The sequence below is a fragment of the Dysgonomonas sp. 521 genome, from assembly GCF_010501055.1.
In the GTDB taxonomy this organism is placed as follows: domain Bacteria; phylum Bacteroidota; class Bacteroidia; order Bacteroidales; family Dysgonomonadaceae; genus Dysgonomonas.
This window is the reverse complement of the sequence record NZ_QVMO01000235.1, coordinates 1-791: the sequence shown is the minus strand read 5'-3', so window position 1 is coordinate 791 and position 791 is coordinate 1. Positions and strand designations below refer to the sequence as shown.

Genomic DNA, 791 nt, shown 5'->3' with positions numbered 1-791 from the left:
ATAGATATAAATCAGTTACATATTTATATATTAAAAAAAAGTCATATCAGCCATCCGGGCCATTCTTTATTCATTTTTCTGGTATTATATTTAGACTGCACATGTGCTAATAAATGTGAAACACTGAACTAACAAATAATTTATACTATGAACGTCAAAGCAATTCTTTTATTCATTGCCCTTAGCCTTGTATTATCCCTATCCGGGCAGTTGAATACCAGCCACAACCATTACCGGGCAGGCGATGTACTTATCAAACAACAAGTTGAATACATGAACCCCGGCCAAGCCGGAGGAAATAAGCTATGGGACTTTAGCCGACTCAAGTCCGTCAACGATGAATACACCCTGGAATATGCTTTGCCTCCACTCGAAGGAGACAGTATTTACATACTTGGAGGTAAACGCTATAAAAAGAAAGGGTTACAAGACAACGAACTGATAGTCGGCACAGAACACAATACGATGTATTATTATCACCTGACAAATGATTCCCTGCTACAGATGGGGCACGAAAACCCTTCTGTTATACTGGAGTATATACATCCGATGACTCTAATGAAATTTCCACTAAACTATGGACAGACAGTTTTCTCCAACTATAAGTCGGAAGGCCTTTACTCCGGCACAGTGGATATCCGTACACAAGGCACAATGACCACCACAGCCGATGCCTATGGAAAGATGATATTACCCTCAGGAGACACCCTGAGTCCTGTATTAAGGGTAAAGACCATACAAACCATCTTCGACATACCAACAGAAAACAGCTACACAACAGAAGATACTAA

General features: G+C 40.1%; 1 pseudogene. It reads left to right on the top strand.

What is annotated here, in order from left to right:
* Positions 1-147: 147 nt before the first annotated feature.
* A pseudogene (locus tag D0T84_RS22345) lies at positions 148-791 on the top strand (T9SS C-terminal target domain-containing protein); the annotation flags it as partial.